At 66.3% G+C, this 16,110-nt stretch carries 18 protein-coding genes; 8 read left to right on the plus strand and 10 right to left on the minus strand.

The window, feature by feature from the left end:
- Positions 1-82 precede the first annotated feature (82 nt).
- The 3 genes from ACTHQS_RS10520 to ACTHQS_RS10530 are packed head-to-tail and all read right to left on the minus strand — an operon-like array spanning position 83 to position 2,767.
- Entirely contained in the window at positions 83-1,027 is a 945-nt protein-coding gene (locus ACTHQS_RS10520; RefSeq protein ID WP_440168415.1) for a COX15/CtaA family protein, read from the minus strand.
- A 7-nt stretch (positions 1,028-1,034) separates the two neighbouring features.
- Entirely contained in the window at positions 1,035-1,802 is a 768-nt protein-coding gene (locus ACTHQS_RS10525; RefSeq protein WP_440168417.1) for an ABC transporter permease, read from the minus strand.
- Positions 1,799-2,767, minus strand: a complete 969-nt coding sequence (locus ACTHQS_RS10530; RefSeq protein ID WP_440168419.1) for an ABC transporter ATP-binding protein — start codon at positions 2,765-2,767, stop codon at positions 1,799-1,801. Before ACTHQS_RS10530 ends, ACTHQS_RS10525 begins: the two co-directional genes overlap by 4 nt.
- A 169-nt stretch (positions 2,768-2,936) precedes the next feature.
- On the opposite strand from ACTHQS_RS10530, the gene ACTHQS_RS10535 reads away from it, so the two are divergent.
- The 6 genes from ACTHQS_RS10535 to ACTHQS_RS10560 all read left to right on the plus strand — a co-directional run bounded on the left by ACTHQS_RS10535 (position 2,937) and on the right by ACTHQS_RS10560 (position 8,095).
- The gene (locus ACTHQS_RS10535; protein ID WP_440168421.1) at positions 2,937-3,743 is read left to right on the plus strand and encodes a helix-turn-helix transcriptional regulator; all 807 of its coding nucleotides are present in this window, start codon (positions 2,937-2,939) and stop codon (positions 3,741-3,743) included.
- Complete coding sequence (sufB, locus tag ACTHQS_RS10540; protein WP_440168423.1) at positions 3,743-5,206, plus strand: Fe-S cluster assembly protein SufB; 1,464 nt, start codon at positions 3,743-3,745, stop codon at positions 5,204-5,206. The genes ACTHQS_RS10535 and sufB overlap by 1 nt, the downstream gene beginning before the upstream one ends.
- A 2-nt stretch (positions 5,207-5,208) precedes the next feature.
- Positions 5,209-6,492 (plus strand): Fe-S cluster assembly protein SufD, encoded by a 1,284-nt coding sequence (gene sufD / locus ACTHQS_RS10545; RefSeq protein WP_440168425.1) that lies wholly within the window; start codon positions 5,209-5,211, stop codon positions 6,490-6,492.
- 23 nt (positions 6,493-6,515) lie between these two features.
- Positions 6,516-6,875: a non-heme iron oxygenase ferredoxin subunit gene (locus tag ACTHQS_RS10550; RefSeq protein ID WP_440168427.1), complete on the plus strand. Its 360-nt coding sequence runs from the start codon at positions 6,516-6,518 to the stop codon at positions 6,873-6,875.
- 80 nt (positions 6,876-6,955) lie between these two features.
- On the plus strand, positions 6,956-7,750 hold the full coding sequence (gene sufC, locus ACTHQS_RS10555; RefSeq protein WP_440168429.1) for a Fe-S cluster assembly ATPase SufC: 795 nt from the start codon (positions 6,956-6,958) through the stop codon (positions 7,748-7,750).
- A 12-nt stretch (positions 7,751-7,762) separates the two neighbouring features.
- Positions 7,763-8,095 carry a metal-sulfur cluster assembly factor gene (locus ACTHQS_RS10560; RefSeq protein ID WP_018761278.1) on the plus strand — a complete coding sequence of 111 codons (333 nt, stop codon included), beginning with the start codon at positions 7,763-7,765 and terminating at the stop codon, positions 8,093-8,095.
- Between the two features lie 125 nt (positions 8,096-8,220).
- On the opposite strand, the gene ypfJ is transcribed toward ACTHQS_RS10560, so the two are convergent.
- Complete coding sequence (ypfJ, locus tag ACTHQS_RS10565) at positions 8,221-9,102, minus strand: KPN_02809 family neutral zinc metallopeptidase (RefSeq protein ID WP_440168431.1); 882 nt, start codon at positions 9,100-9,102, stop codon at positions 8,221-8,223.
- 57 nt (positions 9,103-9,159) lie between these two features.
- Between ypfJ and ACTHQS_RS10570 the strand changes: the two genes are divergently transcribed.
- Together ACTHQS_RS10570 and ACTHQS_RS10575 are read left to right on the plus strand one after the other, a co-directional pair.
- A complete protein-coding gene (locus ACTHQS_RS10570; RefSeq protein WP_440168433.1) occupies positions 9,160-10,566 on the plus strand; it encodes a class I adenylate-forming enzyme family protein in 1,407 nt (468 codons plus the stop codon).
- The gene (locus tag ACTHQS_RS10575) at positions 10,556-11,734 is read left to right on the plus strand and encodes a thiolase family protein (RefSeq protein ID WP_440168435.1); all 1,179 of its coding nucleotides are present in this window, start codon (positions 10,556-10,558) and stop codon (positions 11,732-11,734) included. Before ACTHQS_RS10570 ends, ACTHQS_RS10575 begins: the two co-directional genes overlap by 11 nt.
- Before the next feature lie 16 nt (positions 11,735-11,750).
- Here ACTHQS_RS10575 and ACTHQS_RS10580 read toward each other — a convergent pair whose 3' ends face one another.
- The 6 genes from ACTHQS_RS10580 to ACTHQS_RS10605 all read right to left on the minus strand — a co-directional run bounded on the left by ACTHQS_RS10580 (position 11,751) and on the right by ACTHQS_RS10605 (position 15,567).
- A complete protein-coding gene (locus tag ACTHQS_RS10580; protein ID WP_440168437.1) occupies positions 11,751-12,374 on the minus strand; it encodes an energy-coupling factor transporter transmembrane component T family protein in 624 nt (207 codons plus the stop codon).
- On the minus strand, positions 12,371-13,102 hold the full coding sequence (locus ACTHQS_RS10585; protein WP_440168439.1) for an energy-coupling factor ABC transporter ATP-binding protein: 732 nt from the start codon (positions 13,100-13,102) through the stop codon (positions 12,371-12,373). Before ACTHQS_RS10585 ends, ACTHQS_RS10580 begins: the two co-directional genes overlap by 4 nt.
- Before the next feature lie 6 nt (positions 13,103-13,108).
- Positions 13,109-13,750 carry a biotin transporter BioY gene (locus tag ACTHQS_RS10590; protein WP_440168441.1) on the minus strand — a complete coding sequence of 214 codons (642 nt, stop codon included), beginning with the start codon at positions 13,748-13,750 and terminating at the stop codon, positions 13,109-13,111.
- A 432-nt stretch (positions 13,751-14,182) separates the two neighbouring features.
- Entirely contained in the window at positions 14,183-14,746 is a 564-nt protein-coding gene (locus tag ACTHQS_RS10595) for a dihydrofolate reductase family protein (protein WP_440168443.1), read from the minus strand.
- A 138-nt stretch (positions 14,747-14,884) separates the two neighbouring features.
- A complete protein-coding gene (locus ACTHQS_RS10600; protein ID WP_440168445.1) occupies positions 14,885-15,166 on the minus strand; it encodes a winged helix-turn-helix transcriptional regulator in 282 nt (93 codons plus the stop codon).
- Positions 15,163-15,567 (minus strand): VOC family protein, encoded by a 405-nt coding sequence (locus tag ACTHQS_RS10605; protein WP_440168447.1) that lies wholly within the window; start codon positions 15,565-15,567, stop codon positions 15,163-15,165. Before ACTHQS_RS10605 ends, ACTHQS_RS10600 begins: the two co-directional genes overlap by 4 nt.
- Between the last annotated feature and the right edge of the window lie 543 nt (positions 15,568-16,110).

The raw sequence follows: 16,110 nt of genomic DNA on the forward strand, positions 1-16,110 counted from the left end.
GCAGCAGGCCGCTAGCCAGCCGCCTTAAACGCGCCAGGCGCCCCGGTCCCGGGAAGGGACGGGGGCGCCTGCGGGCCTCGGCCTATTTCACCCTGCTGGACCGCGCGATGTCCCAGGCATTCGTCGATGCTGCCATGAGCAGCGCCGCGCCGAGCATGTGCGCTGCCACCAGCAACGCGGGGATGCCGTTGTAGTACTGCGTGAACCCGATGATGGCCTGGAGGATGGTGACGCCCAGGAGCATCAGGACGGCTGTCCGGAAGGGGCCGGTGATATGGCGCCGGATGACCAGCACCAGCGCCACCACGGTTCCGGCGGTGACCAGGTACGCCGGCACCGCGTGGATGTGGGAGAACAGGTCCCAGTCGAGGTCATTGCGGGGAGCGTCGGCGTCACCCGCGTGCGGACCCGCACCCGTGACCACCACGCCGAGCATGACTGCCACTGCGGAGAAAAGGGCGACGGCGGCCGTCACCGGGCGCAGCACGGCGGGCAGTTCCGCGGGGCGGCCGGCGGGGAAGCGGCCGGTCCGGCCGAAGGCGCGGTTCACCAGCAGGGTGGCGAACACCACCAGGGCCATCGACACCAGGAAGTGCAGGCCCACCACCCACGGGTTGAGGTTGGTAAGCACGGTGACGCCGCCGATGACAGCCTGTGCGGGGATGCTGGCGAGCAGCCCGAGGGCCAACAGGAAGAGGTCCTTGCGTTCCTTCCGCAGGTTCCACAAATAGACCAGCATGAGCACGGCCACGGCGGCCAGGGCGAAGGTCAGGAGCCGGTTGCCGAACTCGATGAAGCCGTGGATACCCATCGCAGGGGTGTTCACCAGGGAGTCTGACGTGCAGCGGGGCCAGGTGGGGCAGCCGAGGCCCGAGGCGGTGAGGCGGACAGCCCCGCCCGTGACCACCAAAAGCGTCTGGCCGATCAGGGAGGCGACGGCAAGGCGGCGGATGCGGACGTCCACCGTGCGGGGAAGCCGCGACGCCAGGCGGCCGGCGAACTGGGGAAGGCGTGAAGCCGTGGTCACGATTATCTCAATTCCACTTGAACCAACGGATGGCTGCGGCACCGGCAATGACCGTCCAGAGCAGCAGGATAAGGGCGGCACCGCCGTTCACGGCCCCGCCCAGGAAAGCGGCGCGCATCGATTCACCGAGGGCGCCGGAAGGCAGGAAATGGACAACGGCCTGCGCCGCGGCGGGCAGCCGTTCGGCCGGGATGACGATGCCGCCCATGGCCCCGAGGAGGATCCACAGCAGGTTGGTGATCGCCAGTGTCGCTTCCGGCCGGACGGTTCCGGCCACAAGCAGCCCCAGCGCGGTGAAAGCCGCTGCACCCAGCGCAAGCAGCGCCAGCCCCGGAAGCCAGCCCGCCGCCGTCGGCTGCCACCCCAGTGCCAAGGCAACAAGGCCCACCACCACCACCTGGAGGCACAGGACGGCCAGGACCGAGAGGACCTTGCCGGCGATCAGGCCGCCACGGCCCAGGGGCGTCGTGGACAGGAACCGGAGCACGCCGTAGCGGCGGTCGAAACCGGTGGCGATGCCCTGGCCGGTGAAAGCGGTGGACATGGCGCAGAGGGCAAGGATCCCCGGAACGGCCACGTTGATGCGGCTGGAACCCATGCCGTCCAGGAAGGGCGTCACGGTCAGGCCCACAAGGGCCAGCAGCGGCAACACCACCGCAAGGATCAGCTGTTCGCCGTTCCGCAGCATGGTCAGTGCCTCGTATTTGCCCTGCAGGAGGACGCGGCGCAGCAGGGACGCGGGCTGCTGCACCTCCCGGATCGCTGCGGTACTCATCGGATGTCCTTTCCCGATATGTCCAAAAAGACGTCTTCAAGGCTACGCGCCTGGAGGCTCATCGACGCCGGCATGATGCCTTTCGCTGCCCACCACTGCGCAAGCGCGGAGAGGTGGTGCGGCGTGAGGGCGCCGGTGACGGCGTAGCTGCCGGCGCGGGTTTCAGAGACGTCGACGTCGTCCGGCAGCACGGCAGCCAGGTCCAGCCCGGCGGGTGCCTCGAACACGAGGGTCCGGACGTGCTCGCCGGCGTGGTCTGCCACCGGGCTGCGCCGCAGCAGCTCCTGGACGGTTCCTTCGGCGACGTTGCGGCCGCCGTCGATGATGTACACATAGTCGGCAAGGCGCTGGGCGTCGTCCATGAGGTGCGTGGTCAGGATGATTCCCATGCCGCCGTCACGCAGTTCGGCAATCAGGTCGAACACCAGCTGCCGGGACTGCGGATCCAAGCCGGCACTGGGCTCATCCAGGAAGAGGACTTCGGGCCTGCCGATCAGGGCGGCGGCGAGTGCCAGGCGCTGCTTCTGGCCGCCGGACAGACGCCGGACACTGGTCCGGCTGAAGGTATCGATGCCGAGCCGGCCCACCAGGTCTTCCAGCGGCCAGGGGCGGGCATACAGCCCGGCGATATGCCGCAACAGCGGCAGGGGCCGTGCCGACGGCGGGAGCCCGCCGTCCTGCAGCATCACGCCCACGCGGGAGCGAAGGTCAGCGCCGGCCGTGGCGGGGTCCTGGCCCAGCAGGGAGATGCTGCCGCCGCTGCGTTTCTGCAGTCCTTGGGCACACTCGAGGGTAGTCGTCTTTCCGGCGCCATTCGCGCCCAACAGGGCGGTGACCTGGCCGCGCTCGGCGACGAGGGAGACGCCGCTGACAACCCTGAGCATCTTTCCGTCCAGGCTGGAAAGCGGGCCAACATCCTTGATGAGCCCATGGATGGACAGGACGGGGGACTGGGGGGATCGCACCACAGTATTCTACGGGATGTAGTATTTAGTGCCGTCCGCAGGGCAGCGCCCCGGACGTCAGGCGCCGCAGGCCCGGAAGGGCGCCGGTCATATTCGTGCCGGACCCAAGGTCAGCCTGCCCTTACTGGAGCCCGGGACTAAATTACGACATGATTGTGTTGTGTATTCCATGACCAACGATACTGCTGTGCCCGTGGCCGGCCCCGCGCCCGCGGTATCCAGCCCTGTGGCTGATGCCGACGAGCGAACCCGGGACCGGGTCCTCGCAGCCGTCCTGGAACACGGACCAATCAGTGCGGCCGAGCTGGGGGACATGCTCGGTTTCACCCCTGCCGCAGTCCGCCGCCACCTGGACCACCTGTCGCGTGCCGGCGTCATCGAAGTCAAGCGGGTGGCCAAGCCCGGAGCTGGTGCCGGCCGCCCCGCCCGCCGCTACGTCCTTAGTTCACAGGGCCAGTCGAGCCTGGGCAACGACTACCTGGACATTGCCGCGCTTGCACTGCAGCAGTTGCAGAAAGCCGCGGGCCCGGACGCGGTGCGTGCCTTCGCTGAGGAGCGGTTCGCGGACATGGAACGGCGATATGCACCCGAAATAGAAAAAGCCGGGCCGGACATCCGGGACCGTGCCACAGCACTGTCGGCCGCCCTGAGCCGCGACAACTTCGTGGCGTCCGCAGCCTCCATCGAGGCCAAGGCACCCCTTCCGGCGGCGCTTTCCAGCGTGCAGCTCTGCCAGGGCCACTGCCCCATCCAGCAGCTCGCCACGCGCTTCCCGGTATTCTGCGACGTCGAAACCGAAGTCTTCTCAAGGCTGGTGGGAGTTGACGTACGCAGGCTCTCCACCCTGGCCCGTGGTGGCCATGTCTGCACCACCCACATTCCCACAGGCAGGCTGTCTGCCAGGCCGGCCCTCGCGCCGGAGGCAGCCCCCGCCAGCCTGAATGAAGTAAACAACCATCAGCAAGAAAGGCCGTGATGACGGACCAACTATCAGAGAAAGCAGTCGCCGAAAACACTGTGATCTCGGAGATTCTGGAAAAGAATCCCGAGCTCCACGGCATCGGCACCTACGAGTATGGCTGGGCTGATAAGAACGACGCCGGCGCCAATGCCCGCCGTGGGCTCAACGAAGAGGTAGTCCGGGACATTTCGGCCAAGAAGAGCGAACCCGAATGGATGCTTGACCTGCGCCTCAAGGGCCTGAAGTACTTCGACCGCAAGCCCATGCCCACCTGGGGCGCGGACCTCTCCGGCATCGACTTCGACAACATCAAGTACTTCGTGCGCTCCACCGAGAAGCAGGCCGCCACTTGGGACGACCTGCCCGAGGACATCAAGAACACTTACGACAAGCTGGGCATCCCCGAGGCCGAAAAGCAGCGTCTTGTTTCCGGTGTCGCTGCCCAGTATGAGTCCGAGGTTGTCTACCACCAGCTGCGCGAGGACCTTGAGCGGCAGGGTGTCATCTTCCTGGATACCGACACCGCACTGAAGGAACACCCGGAGATCTTCCAGGAGTACTTCGGCACCGTCATCCCGGTGGGCGACAACAAGTTCGCGTCCCTGAACACCTCCGTCTGGTCCGGCGGCTCCTTCGTGTACGTCCCCAAGGGCGTCCACGTTGACATCCCGCTGCAGGCATACTTCCGCATCAACACCGAGAACATGGGCCAGTTCGAACGGACCCTGATCATCGCCGACGAGGACTCCTACGTCCACTACATCGAAGGCTGCACCGCGCCGATCTACACGTCGGACTCGCTGCACTCCGCCGTGGTGGAAATCATCGTGAAAAAGGGCGCCCGCGTCCGGTACACCACCATCCAGAACTGGTCCAACAACGTGTACAACCTGGTGACCAAGCGTGCCATCTGCGAAGAAGGCGCCACCATGGAATGGGTCGACGGCAACATCGGCTCCAAGGTCACCATGAAGTACCCGGCCGTGTACCTGGTGGGCGAGCACGCCAAGGGCGAGACCCTGTCCATCGCGTTCGCCGGCGAAGGCCAGCACCAGGACACCGGCTCCAAGATGGTGCACATTGCGCCGAACACCAAGAGCTCGATCATCTCCAAGTCCGTGGCCCGCGGCGGCGGACGCGCAGCATACCGCGGCCTGGTCCAGGTCCGTGAAGGCGCCAAGCACTCCGCCAACACCGTCCGCTGTGACGCGCTGCTCGTTGACACCATCAGCCGCTCGGACACCTACCCGTACATCGACATCCGTGAGGACGACGTTGTGATGGGCCATGAGGCGACTGTTTCCCGGGTCAGCGAAGAGCAGCTCTTCTACCTGATGTCCCGCGGCATGCGCGAAGACGAAGCCATGGCGATGATCGTGCGCGGCTTCATCGAGCCGATTGCCCGCGAGCTCCCCATGGAGTACGCACTTGAGCTGAACCGCCTCATTGAACTGCAGATGGAAGGGTCCGTCGGATAACGATGACTGAAATCACTACTGAAAAGGCACGCATCGGCGCGCCCTCAGCCCAGCCGTTCATTGACGGCTTCACCGAAGAGGGCGAGAGCCTCTCGCCGATCAACGCCAACGGCAAGGCCCCGCTTGCGGGCGCTTCAGCCAAGAGCCACTCCCACGGCGGCGGGGTCGGCGTACCGGACAGCTCACGTGCCGGCCGGCTGACGTCCTACAAGCTCGCTGACTTCAAGCCGCTCACCGGCATGGAGGAGGACTGGCGCTTCACCCCGCTCAAGCGCCTCCGCGGCCTTCACTCGGAGGTCCTGTCCGGCGGGGCTCCCACCGTGATCGTCAAGGGCCCGGAGGGCGTCGTTGTCGAGGGCGTCGGCCGCGACGACCAGCGGATCGGTACCGCCGGCATCCCCGAGGACCGTGTCTCCGCCAACGCCTGGGAGAACTTCGCCCAGGCCACGGTGGTGACCATCCCAGCGGAGTTCGAAGCCTTGACGGAGATCACCGTCGACATCGAAGGCACATCCCTCGACGCTGCCGCGCAGCACCTGGTGATCGTCGCCGAAAAGTTCTCCAAGGCTGTTGTGGTCCTGAACCACAAGGGCTCCGCCGTGGTCTCGGAAAACGTGGAAATCATCGTCGAAGACGGTGCCAACCTCACGGTTGTCTCGCTCCAGGAATGGAATGACGACGCCGTCCACGCCTCCTCCCAGCAGGCAAAGATCGGCCGCGACGCCAAGCTCAAGCACGTCATGGTGAGCCTGGGCGGCGACTTGGTCCGCGTCACGCCGTCGGCCCGGTTCACCGCCCCCGGTGGCGAGGCCGAACTGTTCGGCCTGTACTTCGCGGACGCCGGCCAGCACCTTGAGCAGCGTCTCTTCGTGGACCACGCGGTACCCAACTGCAAGTCCAACGTCCTCTACAAGGGTGCCCTGCAGGGCCGCAACGCCCACGCCGTCTGGGTTGGTGACGTCCTGATCCGCAAGGAAGCAGAAGGCACCGACACTTACGAGGCCAACCGCAACCTGCTGCTCACCGACGGTGCCCGCGCCGACTCGGTGCCCAACCTCGAAATCGAGACAGGGTTGATCGAGGGTGCAGGCCACGCCAGCGCTACCGGCCGGATGGATGACGAGCACCTGTTCTACCTGATGGCCCGCGGCATCCCCGAGGATGTTGCCCGCCGACTGGTGGTCCGGGGCTTCCTGAACGAGATCATCCAGCAGATCAAGGTCCCCTCCATCGAGGAGCGGCTGACCGAGGCTGTTGAGCACGAACTCGCACTGACGGACAACTAGAAGCTACGGAGCACGGTTTTCAGATGACTGACCAGCCAAAGGGCGAGCTTGTCTGCAAGGTGGACGAAATCCAGGTGAAGCAGGCGCTGCGGATCCTGATCGACGACTACCCTGTGGCGATCGTCAAGGATTCCATGGGGGAGATCCACGCGATCGGCGACACCTGCTCGCACGCGGACATTTCACTGTCCGAAGGTGACGTCGAGGGCTGCACCATCGAATGCTGGGGCCATGGCTCGCAGTTCGACCTCCGCAGCGGCCAGCCGCTGCAGCTGCCCGCCTACGATCCCGTCCCGGTATTCGCCGTCGAGATCGCAGGGGATGAGGTCTACGTGGACGTCACCCACGTCCTTAACGGCGCCGAAGCTCCTAACTTCAGCTAGCACCACAGAATTACGAACCACACTTCCAGACACAGAGCGCACCGCAGCCGGCAGGCGCGGCGCAGAGGAGAACAAGACATATGTCTACTCTTGAGATCAAGGACCTGCACGTCAGCATTGAGACGGAACAGGGCACCAAGGAAATCCTGAAGGGCGTCAGCCTGACCATCCGCACCGGCGAAAACCACGCCATCATGGGTCCCAACGGCTCCGGCAAGTCGACTCTGGCCTCCACCATCGCCGGACACCCCCGCTACAACGTGACCAGCGGCTCCATCACCCTGGACGGCGAGGACGTGCTGGAGATGAGCGTGGACGAGCGTGCCCGCGCCGGCGTCTTCCTGGCCATGCAGTACCCGGTGGAGGTCCCCGGTGTCAGCATGACCAACTTCCTGCGTACCGCGAAGACCGCCATCGACGGCGAAGCCCCCAAGCTGCGCACCTGGACCAAGGACGTCAAGGCTGCCATGGAGCAGCTGCGCATCGACGCTGACTTCGCCCAGCGCAACGTCAACGAAGGCTTCTCCGGCGGTGAGAAGAAGCGCGTGGAAATCCTGCAGCTGGAGCTCTTCAAGCCCAAATTCGCCGTCCTTGACGAAACCGACTCCGGCCTCGACGTTGACGCACTGAAGATCGTGTCCGAGGGCGTCAACCGTGTGCACTCCGAGGGCAACATGGGTACGCTCCTCATCACCCACTACACCCGCATCCTGCGCTACATCAAGCCTGACTTCGTCCACGTGTTCGTGGACGGACAGGTTGTCGAGGAGGGCGGCCCCGAGCTGGCCGACCGCCTCGAGGAAGAAGGCTACGACCGCTACGCCAAGGGCGCCGGCGCTGCCACCATTGCCGCTGAAGCCGTAGTACAGGCCTAGTTAGGACTTGTCATGACCGAAATCAAGCCGGGCCGTACGGCCCTGGAGGACGTCGAAGAGGCGCTCAAGGACGTCATCGATCCTGAGCTCGGCGTGAACGTCGTGGACCTTGGGCTGTTGTACGGCCTGAAGTACTCCGACGACGACGGCGCGCTCCTGATCGACATGACCCTCACCACCGCCGCCTGCCCGCTCACCGATGTGCTCGAGGAGCAGGTGGGCCAGGCCCTGGACGGCGTCGTGGACGACTGGCGCCTGAACTGGGTATGGATGCCGCCATGGGGTCCCGAGCGGATCACCGATGACGGCAAGGACCAGATGCGGGCCCTCGGCTTCAACATCTAAAAAAGTACGACGACGGCGGGTCACCTTTCGCAGGAAAGGTGGCCCGCCGTCGTCGTCCCACATCGATTGCTCCGTAGTTGTCGTTCTCAGGGCTGAGAACGACAATTACGGAGCAATCGATGGGGTTAGAGGGTCGCGGCGCTGAAGGTGTCGCACTGGTTGATGTCGCCGGTCTGGTAACCCCGGGAGAACCAGCGCTGGCGTTCCTCGCTTGAGCCGTGGGTCCAGCCTTCGGGGGAGACCCGTCCGGTGGCTGCCTTCTGGATCCGGTCGTCACCCACGGAAGCGGCTGCGGACAGGGCGTCATTCACATCCTGCGGGGTGAGCGGCTCCAGGTAGGGCTGCCCGGTCTTGGGGTCGGGCGTGGTGGAGGCGTACTTGGCCCACAGCCCTGCGTAGCAGTCAGCCTGCAGTTCGGTGCGGACGGAACCGGACTCCGGGCCCTGCGGATCCTGCTGCGCCCGCTTCAGGTCGCCGAGCAGGTTCTGGACGTGGTGGCCAAACTCGTGCGCCACCACGTACTCCTGGGCCAGCGGACCCCCGGAGGAACCGAAGCGGTCCACGAGCTCCTGGAAGAACCCGGGATCGAAGTACGCCGTGGTGTCGGTGGGGCAGTAGAACGGGCCCACCTCCGAGGTGGCGGCGCCGCACGCGGTGTTGGTGCCGCCGCTGAAGATCACTGCCTCCGGCCGCGGGTACTGCACGTTGTACTGCTTAAGGTAGCCAGGCCAGAACGCGTTGAGGCTGTTCACGGTGCCCGTGATCCGGCAGTCCAGCCGGGCATCGGCGTCCGCGCCGGTGCTGCAGGCGGGTGCGGTGCCCTGGGACTGACCGGCATTGCCGCCGTCAGTCAGGCCGCCGAGCATGTTGGGGTTGATGCCCAGCAGGAGGGCAACGAGCAGCACCAGGCCGCCGCCGATGCCGCCGCCGACTTTCACGCCGGTACCCATGCCCCGGCGGTCCTGGACCTGGGAGGGATCAAGCTGCACATTGTCGTTGAAACTCATAACGTCACATTACCCGCGGGCCGGGCGCTCAATCCGCGCGGCCGGTAAAGTTGGTCCGTGCCTTTCCTCGACAAGCTCCAGCGCTGGGCCGGGCAGCGGCCGCACGACACCGCCGTCGTCATCGCCGGACGCCGCCTCGATTGGGAACAGCTGCGGGACGCTGCGGCTGAACTGATGGCCGGGACCAAGTCGGTCACGGCGCTGTGTGAGGCTAATTCCGTGGACTTTGTCGTGAAATTCGCAGCCGCCGTGGCGGGCGGCCGGCAATGCGCCGTCCTGGATCCGGCGTGGGCCGCCCCGCTGCAGGAAGACATTGCCCGGCGGGTGGAAGCATGCGCTGATCCGGCCCCCGTGTCCCCGGATGACCAGCTGGCAGACGGTCCGCCGGACTCCAGCTTCCTGATCGGCCTCACCTCCGGAACCACGTCCATACCCAAGGCCTTCACCCGCTGCCGGCAGTCCTGGCAGCAGTCCTTCGACGCGTCGATCGAATTCTTCGGGCTGCGCCAGGACGACGTGACCCTTGCGCCGGGCCCGCTGGCCGCCAGCCTGAACCTCTACGCCCTGGCTGAGTGCCTGTACGCCGGTTCGGAGTTCCAGACCCTCGAGACGTTCGACGTCGGGGACGTCCATGCGGCCATCACCCACGACCGCGTCACCCGGCTGGTCCTGGTGCCCACCATGCTGCGGATGCTCAGCGAACGCGGCATGACCGGATGCGTCGATGCGTCCGGTATCCGCACTATCATCTGCGCCGGTTCCAAGCTCGATGCCCGCACCCTCGAAGCGGCCAGGCGCTGGGCGCCCAACGCCACCATCTACGAGTACTACGGCGCCTCCGAACTGAGCTTCGTGTCCGGCCTTGGCCTGGCACCCGGCCAGGCTGCCACCGCCGGTGGAACCGGAATCGGCCGGCCGTTTCCTGGCGTCGACGTCCGGATCCTGGATGACGACGGCGCCCCTGTCCCCGACGGCGGGTACGGCAACATCTGCGTCCGCAGCGGCATGGTGAGCAATGGCTACCTCTGGGGCGACGACGGCGAAGCGCTGCGGTCCTTCGGCGCCTGGTACACGGTAGGGGACCAGGGCTACTTGGCCGACGGCGAGCTGCACATCCTGGGTCGGCGCGCCGACATGATCCTCACCGCCGGGCGGAACGTCTACCCGCACGAGGTGGAACTGGCCCTGGCAGCGGTCCCCGGGGTTGCGGCAGCCGTCGCTGCCGGCATGCCGGACGATTTGCGCGGCCAGCGCGTCGTCGCGGGTGTAGTGCCGGCCCATGGCGGAATCACTGCCACCCAGCTGCGGGCCGGCCTGGAGGACATCCTGTCCCGGCACAAGCGGCCCCTGCAGTACTACCTGCTTCAGGAGCTTCCCACCACGGACCGCGGAAAGGTCAGCCGGAACCTCCTGCTGGAGTGGATCAACACCCGGGACCCCAGGGTGCGTGCCCTTGGCGCCTGACCTCCTGCCGCCCGAACGCCAGCCGGTCATCATCGCCGCACGCCGGACCCCGGTGTACCCCGTCAACGGCGCCCTGCGGAGCCTGCGCGCCCACGAACTCCTGGCGCCGGTCCTCCGGACGCTTGTGGCGGAAGTAGCGCTGGACCCCGCGGCCGTCACTGACGTCGTTATCGGCAACGCCGTGGGCGGCGGCGGAAACGTGGCCAGGCTGGCCCTGCTGGAGGCCGGACTTCCCGTCACGGTGCCGGGCATCACTGTGGACCGGCAGTGCGGCTCAGGCCTGGACGCCATCGTCCTTGCCGCCCGACTGGTCGCCGCCGGCGGCAGCCCGCTGTACCTGGCCGGGGGAGTGGAGAGCACCAGTACCGCGCCCCTGCGGGCGCACATAAAGGACGACGGCGGCCCGGAGTTCTACCGGCGCGCCCAGTTTGTGCCGGACAGCTTCGGGGACCCGGATATGGGCGTGGCCGCGGAAACGGTGGCCGAAGAATACGGCGTTGCCCGCGAGCGGCAGGACGCCTTCGCGCTGGCCAGCCACAGGAAAGCCATCGCTGCCATCCAGGATGGACGCTTCACGAACGAACTCGTGCCGCTGGAAACCTCCGCGGGGACCGTCTCCTTGGACGGCGGCCCGCGGGCCAACCTGACGCCGGCCGTCATGGCGCGGTTCCCGGCCGCCTTTGTGCCCGGAGGAACTGTCACCGCCGGAAACTCCTGCTTCGACGCGGACGCCGCTTCCGCCGTCGTCGTAACGTCCCTTGAACGGGCCCGTCAACGGGGGGTGCGCCATGGCCTGCTGGTGCGCGGCACCGGTACCGCCGGCGTGGCTCCGCAGGTGCTGGGGATGGGCGCTGTCCCGGCTGCCAGTGGTGTCCTGGCTGCGGCAGGTGTGAAAGCCGACGAGCTGGACCTGGTGGAGTTCAACGAGGCGTTCGCTTCGCAGACACTCGCGTGCCTGGACCAGCTGGGGATCGATCCCGGCCGGGCGAACCTCGACGGCGGGGCGCTGGCGCTGGGGCATGCCTACGGTGCGTCGGGTGCCGTGCTGGTGACCCGGCTGCTGGCCCAGGCACGGCGGGCGGACACCGAGGGCGCCCTGGGGCTGGCCCTGATCAGCATGGCCGGTGGCATGGGGACGGCGGCACTCCTGGAGTACCGGCGGCTGTAGCTGACGGTCCTGGCCCTCAGTCTTCCGCTTCGCCCAGGCCGCGGGCGGCCAGTGCCTCGCCTGTTTGGCGGGCGTAGGCCACCGACGTGATAAAGACCGGCAGGACCAGGGCGCGGGGGTTGCGCTCCAGGCCACGGGCCTTGGCGGAGTCGCGGACGTCGGCGAAGGTGCCGGCGATGAACGGGATGCTGCGGAGCATGATGCCGATGGTCAGGGCGAAGCGTTCAGGATCTGCTCCGAACCTCCTGAAGGGGCGTGCCAGGTGGACCACACCGTCCAGGATCCGCTGTACGGGAGTGGTGGCCGTGAGGAGGGACGCTGCCACGACGCAGACCAGGATGTTCAGCACGATCCGTGCCGCGGTGGGTCCGCCCAGCTGCCACCACTGGAACAGTCCGATGACAACGAGTACGGGGGCCAGCGGGCGGACGGCGCGCCACAGCCTTTTTACCCCGGCGCCGCTGACCAGGCACAGTCCGGCCAGAACGGCAAGGACTGCCGCGGAGATACGCCAGTCCACGATGACGAAGGAAAGCAAGCCGAAACCAAGGACCAGGAGGAACTTCAGAGCCAGCGGGGCCCGGTGCACCGGGGAGGTACCGGGCACGTAGTTGGCCAGGAGGAACCCGTGGCCCCTCACGTCGCGTCCCGCCTTGTGGCGTCGAGCCCCTGCAGGCACCATGAGCGGTAGGCCGCCACGCCGTCCGCCGGGGCGCCGTCGAAGGCCACGCGGCCCTGTTCAATGACCAGGACCCGGTCCATGTCCAGGGCCAGGTCAAGGTCGTGGGTGGACATGATGATCTGCTGGTCCAGGTCCGTCAGGGTCCTGCGAAGCAGTTCGCGGTTGCGCAGGTCCAGGAGGGTGGAGGGCTCGTCCAGGACCAGCACCGCCGGGTCCACAGCCAGCACGGCGGCGAGCGCCATCAGCTGCCGTTCGCCGCCGGACAGCTCGTAGATGCTTTGGTCTGCCAGGTGCAGCAGGCCCAGGCGTTCGAGGGCCTTTTCTGCCAGGCGCCGCCGCTCGGTGCCGTTGCGGACCGAACGGCGCAGCGACAATTCCACATCTTCCCGCCCCGTTGGCATCACCAGCTGGGACAGGGGATCGGTGAAGACGAACCCCACGTTGCGCCTGACCTTCCGGGCGGCACCCACTGTATCGTCGCCGTCGACCGTAACGGTGCCGGTGGTGGGCTGGATAAGCCCGTTGACCAGGCGCAGCAGCGTTGACTTGCCGGATCCGTTGGCGCCGATGACGCCTACCCGTGCTTCGTCCAGCCTCAGGTTGACCGCGTCAAGGAGGACCTTGGGCTGCGGGGAATTCTCCGTTTCGACGGCGACGGTTACCTGGTCGAAGGCCACTGCGGGCATGGCGTCCTAAGCGCTTTCGCCCAGGGCGCGGTGGCGTACGCGGCGCACCAGGACGTCGGGGAAGGCCCGGTGAAGGGCGACGGCGACGGCGGCGGCCAGGACGTTCTTGATGATGTCCCCCGGATAGAAGACCAGGTCGCTGAGGAAGGCCTGCTCCAGGGTGGCTTTGGAGTTGAGGGCAATTCCCAGGACGCCCAGCGTATGCACGAAGACAACGCTCGTGGCCGTTGCGGCCAGGAAGAACCATAGGGCGCGGGCCTTCGTGGTCCGCCGGATGACCACAGTGGCCAGCCAACCCACCACCGCGGCGGCGATGGGGAAGGCGATGATGTAGCCGGCCGAAGGCCCAGCAAGGATGGCCAGGCCGCTGCGGCCCTGGCTGAAGATGGGCAGGCCGGCCAGGCCCAGGAGGGTGTAAAGTCCGACGGCGGCGAATCCGCGGGCGGGGCCCAGCACCAGGCCGGTGAGCATCACGGCCAGGGTCTGGAAGGTGATGGGGACACCGAAGCCGTTCAGGGCCAGCCCCGGCACCAGGGCTGCGCCGGCAACGAGGGCGGCGAAGACGGCGATCAGTCCCAGGTCGGTTCCGTTCCAGCGGCGGCGCTGCGTCCGTTTGCTGGTTTCTGTGGTGGTCTCGGTGTTGCTCATGATGGTCCTGTCGGGGTTGTACAAGCGGAATCCAATGTACAGCCGACGCTACCGGGGCGGAACAGGGGCCATTTTGTAGGGGTCCTACTAAGGCCCGTTGCGCGTGCGTTGGGTTGGGCACAAAGGAACAATCCGGTGCCCGCCTTTGAGCGGCGGTCACTGTCGTCATTGCCGTTGCCGGGTCCGTGCTGGTCATACGTCTGGCGGGGTACATCACCGTGCAGTTACAGCGGGTGGAGGCCCATGGCTTCTTAGGTTTCAACGACCGGTTCTTCAGCGTGGACGGTGACTAGCTGCGGTATATCTGGCCTTCCGCGCTTATAGGACTGGTTGTGGCAGCGGCCTTCGTTCTAAACCGCCTCTGCGCAGTTTGGTAGCGCTGTTGCATATTACGCAGTAGCTCTTGCCCGGGCACTCTCACTGCTGACGCGTTCAGCTCTTGGTCTCGTATCTGGTGAGGAGCACGCCGTCGGGAAACGTCCGGGTCCCCGCCAGGCTCAGGTTCACCCAGTTGTCCAGGGTTGTGAAGAAGGGCGTGCCCCCTCCCACCAGGACCGGATGGGTGACGATCAGGTACTCGTCGATCAGCCCGGCCCGCATGGCCGCCGCGGCCAGTGTGGCACCGCCGATGTCCATGGGGGCGCCGTCGTCGGCCTTGAGCCGGGTGATCTCCGCAACCGCGTCGCCGGTAACCAGGCGCGAGTTCCAGTCGACCGTGCTGATCGTCGAGGAGAACACCACCTTGGGCATGTTCCGCCAGCGGCGGGCAAACTCGATCTCCGCCTGTGTCGTGCCAGGCTGCTGGTCGGCGGTCGGCCAGTGGGAGCTCATCGTCTCCCATAGTTTCCGCCCATACAGCGACAGCCCCGTCGTCCCCACCCGGTTGGACCACCATTGGAACAGTTCGTCGCTTGGCGCGCTCCACCCCAGGTCGCCGCCAGGAGCGGCAATGTAGCCGTCCACGCTTACGTTCATGCCGAAGGTCAGTTTGCGCATGGGCCAGTCTCCCGTGAGCCGGTATTCGTTGTACAGAGCTGCACGCCGCGGAACAGCTACCTCTGTCCTGTGGTTGGCAGCGGCACGGTAGGCTGCGGAGGGCCTCGTCGGCGGGTATCGCGATTGAGCGCGCCACGCTTAGGCCTGCCCGCTGCCCCAGCGTCCCAGCGCGACGATGGCCTCACGCAAGGCAAGCCCGCGATCAGTCAGCGCGTAGGCCCGGGTGTTGTGCCGGAGGGGCAGACGGGACAGTACCCCGGCCGCTTCGAGCTCGCGCAGGCGGGTCGCGAGAATGTTGGTCGGCACTCCGAGGTCGCGCTGCAGATCGCCGTAGCGCTGCGGCCCGTCAAGAAGCTGCTCCACGATGAGCAGGGCCCACCGTGCTCCAACTTTGTCGAGGGCCGCGGCGAGGTCGCTCACACCGTCGGATCGGCGTCCGGCTTCATCCAAAACGGCGAGTGATGATAGCCGTCAGGATCGTCGAACTGGCGCTGGTACATGAATGGGTAGTCGTCGACATCCCCGATCCGACCGCCAGCGGCACCGGCACGTTCGACGAGCTCATCGACCGCCTGACGGCTGCCGAGGTCGAACGAGACCGTGACCTTCGAGGGGGTATCGGGTCCGCCGACCAACTCCTCGGCGCCGCCGACGCTCGCATACATCTCGCGGCTACCGAGCATGACGTACTGCTCGGGCGCGATCGCGAAGCATGACACATTATGATCGGACATCTCCCGGTTGAGGGTCCAGCCGAGGGCGGTGTAGAAGGCGGTCGCGCGCTCGACGCTCTCGACAGGGCAGGTGACGAAAAGGCTCATGCGTCATACTTGCAAAATACAAGTACCCCGTCAAGATCTCGGCTGTCCGGTCCGCACCCTGCAGGCGTGTAGGAGCACATTCAGAGGTAGGTGCGAGTGATAGGGACCGGACGGTGCGTCCGGCACCTTTCCCCGACCTGCGCGCTTGATCAAGGTGCCAACGGTGTTGGGGCAGTCGAGGGTGTGGTGGACGATTCGAAACGAATCTGCATTCCCGTGGCCACCACATATGGGATGTTCAATGAGCGTTCGCAGGGCTATTCTCGGCAGATGAACCGACATGCGGTTTCCAGCGAGTCCGGCCGGTACATATATATGTTCAGCATCAGCCGGACGCTGTTGCGGATGGCTGTATTGTTTGGACTCGCGGGTGGGCTCATTATTGCTGTTGTCGCAAACGCAACAGAGCCGTTTCGTGGCCCGTTGGGAATCGCGCTGAGCGTCCTCGTCCTCACCCTGCTAATCGTGTCAATGGCCATTAGTTTCTGCCCACTGACGGTCAGTTAATGTGCCCGCTGGTGGCCAGTAAAACTGCCCGGTGAT

It is taken from the genome of Arthrobacter sp. SAFR-044 (genome assembly GCF_051965175.1).
Lineage (GTDB): Bacteria > Actinomycetota > Actinomycetes > Actinomycetales > Micrococcaceae > Arthrobacter.